At 62.8% G+C, this 6,823-nt stretch carries 5 protein-coding genes; 3 read left to right on the top strand and 2 right to left on the bottom strand.

Features of this window, described 5'->3' with window-relative positions:
• Window positions 1-930: NAD(P)-dependent oxidoreductase (locus HMPREF3175_RS10025; protein ID WP_256276346.1), on the bottom strand; the 930-nt coding region annotated here is incomplete at its 3' end.
• A gap of 118 nt (window positions 931-1,048) precedes the next feature.
• Window positions 1,049-3,016, bottom strand: a complete 1,968-nt coding sequence (locus HMPREF3175_RS08210; RefSeq protein WP_052048491.1) for a primary-amine oxidase — start codon at window positions 3,014-3,016, stop codon at window positions 1,049-1,051.
• A 213-nt stretch (window positions 3,017-3,229) separates the two neighbouring features.
• On the opposite strand from HMPREF3175_RS08210, the gene HMPREF3175_RS08205 reads away from it, so the two are divergent.
• The 3 genes from HMPREF3175_RS08205 (at window position 3,230) to HMPREF3175_RS08195 (ending at window position 6,635) form a co-directional block, all read left to right on the top strand.
• The gene (locus HMPREF3175_RS08205; RefSeq protein WP_070491811.1) at window positions 3,230-3,841 is read left to right on the top strand and encodes a TetR/AcrR family transcriptional regulator; all 612 of its coding nucleotides are present in this window, start codon (window positions 3,230-3,232) and stop codon (window positions 3,839-3,841) included.
• A 22-nt stretch (window positions 3,842-3,863) separates the two neighbouring features.
• A complete protein-coding gene (locus tag HMPREF3175_RS08200) occupies window positions 3,864-4,868 on the top strand; it encodes an AraC-like ligand-binding domain-containing protein (RefSeq protein ID WP_176745150.1) in 1,005 nt (334 codons plus the stop codon).
• A gap of 195 nt (window positions 4,869-5,063) precedes the next feature.
• The gene (locus tag HMPREF3175_RS08195; protein ID WP_083289514.1) at window positions 5,064-6,635 is read left to right on the top strand and encodes an APC family permease; all 1,572 of its coding nucleotides are present in this window, start codon (window positions 5,064-5,066) and stop codon (window positions 6,633-6,635) included.
• The last annotated feature ends 188 nt before the right edge of the window (window positions 6,636-6,823 follow it).

Genomic DNA, 6,823 nt, shown 5'->3' with positions numbered 1-6,823 from the left:
TTCCCAGGGCGAACCGATGGCGGCGCTGTCTACAAAGATCGTGGAGAAGTCCCGGTCCCCGCGGCCCGTCTCCTGAGCCGCATCTAGCGAACCCAGTGCGGCACGCACGGCAGGCATGTTCGCATCGAATGCATCCGCATCAACTCGGCCCTGCTCGTACAGCTCACCGAAACGCTCCGAGCCAGCCACGGCATCGAGCATCAACCGAGCGTCCTTAGCGATGGCGTCCACCGTGAAATCGCCGGGCGAACTCTCCCGCTCGCCTTCAACGAATGGGCGCTTCATGTTCGCGATGAAAGCCAGCCCGGTCGAATCGAGCATGTCCAGGGTTGCGGAACCATCCAGGCCAGCGGCCGCACCCAGCGTCAACGCTTCCCGCAGACCCTGAGCCGAAACCGCCAACGCGAGGTTAGCCAGCAACTTACCAGCGGTAGCCTTCTCGGCAGTATCGACCGGACGCAAACGCGCCGGATCAGCCCACACAGCCACCACATCGGCGGCCCGGGTGCGCAGGCCCTCATCCGGGGAGCCCACATACACGCCGAGCTTGCCGGCACGCGCCGGACCCAGCGTGCCCACCACCGGGGTTGCGACATAGCTCGGGACCGCGGCAGCGAACTCACGTGCATCAGCCAGCCCCACCGTCGTGGCATCAAGCCACGGGACACCATCCGGGATCAAGCCCGCGCCCGTGATGACCTCACGCACCACATCCGGGCCAAACAAGCATGAAACCACGATGTCCGCGCCAGCCACCGCATCAGCGGCAGACTCAGCGAGCACGGCACCCTCATCAACCAGCGGCTGGGCACGCTCGGCGGAGCGGTTCCACACCGTCACATCGTGATCAGCGAGCAACTTACGGGCAAGCTCGGTGCCCATCCGGCCAGTACCAAGAAAAGCAATCTTCATGCTTTCAGTCTCTCGCACTGCGGCGCTCACGCCAACAGTGATGCCAGCGCCCAACAGTCCCGGGACGCAGGTCTCCCCGGGTCTTGAGAAAGAAGACCCGGGGAGACCATGAACTCATGAGAGCTAGCGACTAGTGTCAGCAGCCGCATCCTGCATCGTTGGAGTCGCTGCCGTCGCTGGTGCAGCACATTTGCTGCTTCTCAGGTGGCGGGACATCCAGGACTGGGGAGCGGTCGAAGAAGCCTTCAGGCCGTAGCTTGAACCCGACGGTGTCTACCGGCATGATCGGCCAGTCTTCAGGCCGTGGGAAGTGGGTCAGGCCGAAGGTGTGCCATACGACGTTGCGTTGGGTATCGATATCGCGGTCGGCTTCGATCCACTGTTTGATGCCGTGCTTGCCCGGGTTCTGGTTCGGGTAGTCGCCGGTCGGGTACTTCTCTTCTTTCGCGTAGCGGGTCACCCAGAGCGCGTGGCACATCACGGTTGCGCGGCGGCCGATCGAGGAATCGTCGTGGTCGGCCAGCAAGACTGGGGTTCCTGCCGGGTGCAGTTTATAGGCCACGGGGTGGCCGAGCCGGTTGGTGGATTCTGGGTTGGAGATGACCCAGGCGCGGCCCACGGAGCCGTCCGGATCGCGTACCGCCTCGGATTCTTTAGCAAGCACGGTGCGTTTGCGGCTGAAGGCGTTACCGCGCGGGTTCTCTTCGGAGACCGGTACGCGGACGGCGTCTTCTTCTTCGATGCGGGACGGGCCGCCGTCCAGGGCGAAGTCGAGGCGCGCAGCGAACTGGTGCTGGTGGAACGGTGCACCCAGGCCTGGGGCGATTTCGCTGTTGTAGCGCGGGTCGCCCGTGAAGCCCGAGGTGAAGACGATGCCGGTGGCTTTCGCTTCGAACTCGATGTTGCCATCCAGGTAGAGGTACCAGTAGAAGCCGTAGTCGTAGTTACCTACCGTGGTGAAGATCGAGAACACCATGCGGCGGTTGCGGCGCGTGTAGGCGGTGCCTGCCCAGTCGTCGGTGTGCTTTGCTAGCAGCGAGTAGTCTTCCTCGTGCATGCAGATGCCGTTGGTGATGGTCACTGGCTTGCCGTCGTTATCAGCGATGGTGGGGGACAGGTAGGTGATGTCGCCCAGGCAGTCGCAACCGAGTTCGAGCGAGTTGGCGCACTGGCCGATGAGGTATTCGCCGGTGTCGAAGTAGTTCTGCCACGAACGGACCGGGCTCGGGTCGCCGTAGGGGACCACCATTTCGGCGATGGATGCGCGGTTGAGGATGCGGCGGCGGCCCTTGACCGGGTCGTCGAAGCACACGTTGTGCAGCACGAGGCCGTCGCGCATGTCGAATCCAACGTCCAGGCTCCAGCGTTCCCATTCGACGTGGTTGCCGTTGGTCACGGTGAAAGATGGACCTTCAGGCTGGGTGATGACGATCGGTTTCTGTGTTTCACGCAGCGGGTGCCCGGTGTCTTCCGGGGTCATGTAGTTACCGTGCTCTTCAGGGATCGGGTGGTCGAAGAAGTCGAGTACCTGCATGACTTCCTTGTTGCCCACATCGACGTATCCGAGCAGACCCTCGATTGGGCGTGCCCAGGCGGAGTCGGCTTCGTGTTCCTGTACGAAAGCAAGACCGCGAAGAACGCGTTTGCCGGATTCCTCCGGGTATTCGAACACGCCAGCGGACAGTGGGGCGACTCGCACGTTCTCGACTTTGAGGCCGCGCTTTTCGATCGCCGCGATCCACTCGGGGTGCTGGGAGAGCAGCGCCTCGACGATCGGGAACTCTTCCGCCAGGACCGGGAGCTCGCCGTATTCCTGGGTGTCGATTTCGTGGTGGCATTCAACGGTCCCGTTGGTCACGGACACGGTTGCGTCATAGGACTTCTGCTCTTGTGCGTCATACAGGTAGATGCGGACCAAACGGTTGACGGGGGCGTCTTCTGGCAGATCAAAATCAGGGTCAACCAGGCCGATGTAGGCCAGGCGGGTTGCTTCGCTGAACTTGCCTGCCTCGCGCAGGATGTTCACTGCGGTTTCCACTTCCGCTGGGGTCAGCAGAGTGTGATGCCCAGGGGTTGCGTTGGTGGGGGTGATGGTCTGCGACATGCTTTCTCCAATTCGACACGCGTGCGCCGGTGCGCCGGATGGCATGGTGGCGGGTCGCGCTTTCGTGCGGACCCGGGTTTTTCTATACTCGTAGAGAATAAATGTGATTCGGGTTACATGCAAGTGATCTGGAGCATGTGAATCGGTTCGGTTTTACGGCCGCGTAACTATATGTTTTTGCTTAAACGCGCATCGGGCGGTTAGAAGGATGTCATGCCTAAAGTTGTTGATCACCAAGCCCGCAGGGAGCACATCGTCGATGCCGCGTGGGCGCTCATTGGGCGCGAAGGTTTCGATGCCGCCACGATGCGCGACATTGCCGCCGAGGCCGGCTTCGCCAACGGCGCGATCAAGCCCTATTTCGGGACCAAGCGCGAACTTTTGGAGGCCGTGTATGAATCCGCGGTGGACAGGACCAACGCCCGCGCGCGGCTGGCGTGCGCGCAGCGTACGGGCCGCGCGGCGATCGAAGCGTTCGCCGGGGAAGTTCTCCCGATGACCCCTGAATCCCGCGAGGAAGCCGCCGGCGTGGTGGCCTTCTGGGGTGCCGCGGCCGACAGTCCCGAGCTCAAAGCCATTCACGAGCGCGCGATGCGGCGCTGGCGCGAACGCGTAGCCGAATGGATCATGCAGGCTCAAGCGGCCGGCGAGTTCAGGCCCGCGCTGCGCCCGCATAAGGCCGCCGATGCGCTCGTGACCTTTCTTCTTGGTACCCAAGTCATGCTCACGATGGAACCGCAGAGCACTCGACCCGAATCTTTGACCGCACAGCTGCACGTGCTCCTTGACGGCTTCGCTCGTGACACAGAAACCCCAGCGACGTAGATTGAGCCCTATTATGTGGCCCATGTCACCTATGCAGAAAACTGAGCCAGCCAACCGCGCTGGAACTCATCGCGCGATCACGGGCACGCCGATCACCCGCACGTTCGTCGAGTGGCAGCGGGCGTCGTCGCAGGCCTTCGTGCCGCTGCATGCTCACGCGACCCGCGGTGGCGACTTCAGTGGCAAGCTCACCAGCTTCCAGCACGCCGCCGTATCGGCTATCCGCATCGACGCATCCGCGCACGCCGTGGAACGCACCCCGGAACTGATCTCCGCGGGCGGGGGAGGGATGCTCAAATTCACCCTCCAAGAGGCGGGGCGCTCCTACCTGATCCAGGGAGGCCGCGAACTTGAACTGACCCCAGGGCGGCTCGCAGTCTATGACACCTCAGAGCCGTACACGATGGTCGTGGACGATGATTCGAGCATGCTCATCGTGATGCTCCCATACGCCCGCCTGTCCGCCCCGGCACGCAACCTGACCGCGGTGGCGCTGGGCGAAAACGGCGGAATGTCCGATGTCGTGGCCCCGCTGCTTGCGGGACTTTCGCGCCGCATCGCACAGCAAGATGCCGCAGGCGGGCGGCAGGACGCGGCAGGGTTGGCGGCGTTGTGCGCCCATTCAGTGGGGCTGCTGGATGCGATGTGCCGTGACCAGGCCGAGCGGGACCTCGGCAGCGAAGCGATCGCGGACTCCGCGCTGGCGGCCGTGCGCGCCACGATCGAGGCGAAACTGCGCGACCCATCGTTGACCCCGGCCACACTCGCGCAGGCGCACTTCATGTCCGTGAGGCAGCTCTACACGATCTTCGAGCCGATGGGCGTGCCGGTAGCAACCTGGATCAGGACCCGCCGGCTCGAGGAAGCCCGCAAAGAAATCCAAGACCCTGCACACGCCTCGGTTCCCGTGTCCCACATCGGGGCGCGCTGGGGTTTCCCGGAAGCCGCGCACTTCTCGCGGGCCTTCAAAACCGAATTCGGGCAAACCCCAACCCAAGCCCGCCAAAAAATGCGGGCGCCGCGCTGAGTACGTGGGCGCCGAGCTAGCCCCGGCGCTGAGCTGACTCTGCAAGGGAATGCAAGGCGTGTGCACGGGAATGCTAGCTGAGCTGGCCCTCACGCGAGCAAGATGGTGAGCTATATCACATGTTGTCCTTAGGCGGCCGCAGTCTCTTCCGTATCGAAGGTTCCCGCGGTCCCATCTTTTGAGTGAGGTGCCCTCATGACAGCTGAAACGACGGGGTCCGCTAAAACACCGCACGTAATAGAGCCAGGTTCGCTGGACACCAGCATCAGCCGACAGCTCAACAGCGACGAACCGAATGGTCAGCCGCCGGCATCCAAGCGCATCGGGACGGTTTCGCTCGCGCTCATGATCATCGCAGCGTCCGCTCCGCTGACCGTGCTTGCAGGTGGTGTGAGCTCCAACTACGCCGTGACCGGCCTGCTCGGTGTCCCGCTGAGCTTCCTCATACTCGGCGTGGTCCTCGCGCTGTTCGCAGTCGGCTACGCAGCCCTTTCGGCCCGCGTACGCACCGCCGGCGCGTTCTACGCATATGTGGCTCGCGGACTCGGCCGCGTCACCGGTGTTTCCGCCGCGTGGGTCGCACTTCTGGCCTATAACGCGATGCAGGTCGGCATCTACGGAATGTTCGGCTTCGCATCGGCAGACACGTTCAACGCACTGTTCAGCATCGACGTCCCATGGTGGGTCTATGCGCTCGCCGGCTGGGTGATTGTGGGCATCCTCGGCGTCAACTCGGTCGACCTCTCCGCGAAGGTCCTCGGAATCCTCGTGGTCATCGAGTTCATCATCGTGATCATCTACGACATCTTCGCAGTCGTCGACGCACCAGCAGGCCTATCCGCTGACGGCTTCCAGTTCGGTGACTTCTTCGCACCAGGCGTGGGTGCGGTACTCGCGTTCTCGATGGCTGCGTTCATGGGTTTCGAATCCGGCTCCGTCTATGTCGAAGAGGTCAAGGACCCAGAAAACACGGTCCGCCGCGCAACCTTCGGCGCCGTGATCGCTGTAGCGATCTTCTACGCGATCTCCGCATGGGCCATGATCATGGCACTTGCCCCAGAAAACACCGTCGCAGAAGCCGGGGAACAAGGCCCAGGCGTGGTGTTCTCACTGCTCGGGGCGCACGTGCCGAACTTCCTAGTGGTCTTCGCCCAAGTCATGTTCGTGACCTCGCTCATCGCAGCTCTCATCTCCTTCCACAACGTCGTAGCCCGCTACCTGCGCACCCTGGCACGCGAAGGCGCGATGCCTAAGTTCCTCGCGATCTCACTCGGCCGCGGCCAAGCCCCAGCGCTAGGTTCCATCTGCCAGTCCTCGATCGCGCTCGCCGTGCTCATCGTCTTCGCTGTCGTCGGTTCAGGTTCGGAAGACCCGGTCATGTTCCCGGTCTTGACGCTGTTCACGTGGCTCACCAACCTCGGCTCTTTCGGTCTCATCGCGCTCATGGCTGTCACGAGCTTCGCGGCGATGGCCTACCTCGGAACCAACGCGCGGGATCTCTCGATGTGGACCAGGTTCGTTGCCCCACTGCTTGCGGGCCTGAGCCTGAGCGGGATCGTGGTGCTCATCATCACGAACTTCTCTTTCCTCGTGGGTATCTCTGAAACCAGCCCACTGAACTGGATCCTCCCAGGCCTCGTTGTTCTTGCCGCACTCTTCGGTGGCATCTGGGCGGCATGGCTGCGCTCGGCCCACCCAGAGCGCTACCTCAAGCTCGGTGGCGGCGAGGCCGCGGAATTCGAATGGAGAACATCCACCCAGGAGTGAAAACGGCGCAATCGAAATCACAACGCAGCTGAAACCGCCACAACTGAAACCACAGTGCAACTGAAACCGCAGCGCAGCTGAAATCGCAGCGCACCTGAAAGTGATTCGCAGTGCGCGAAACGTTTCAGATCGTTCTTTCCCGCAAGCGCGGGATAGGTTTAAAGACATACACGTGAGACTCGCCTCAC

The sequence above is a fragment of the Arthrobacter sp. HMSC08H08 genome (assembly GCF_001807575.1).
GTDB lineage: Bacteria > Actinomycetota > Actinomycetes > Actinomycetales > Micrococcaceae > Pseudoglutamicibacter > Pseudoglutamicibacter albus.
The sequence above is the reverse complement of the archived record's forward strand: the minus strand, read 5'-3'. Positions and strand labels throughout refer to the sequence as shown.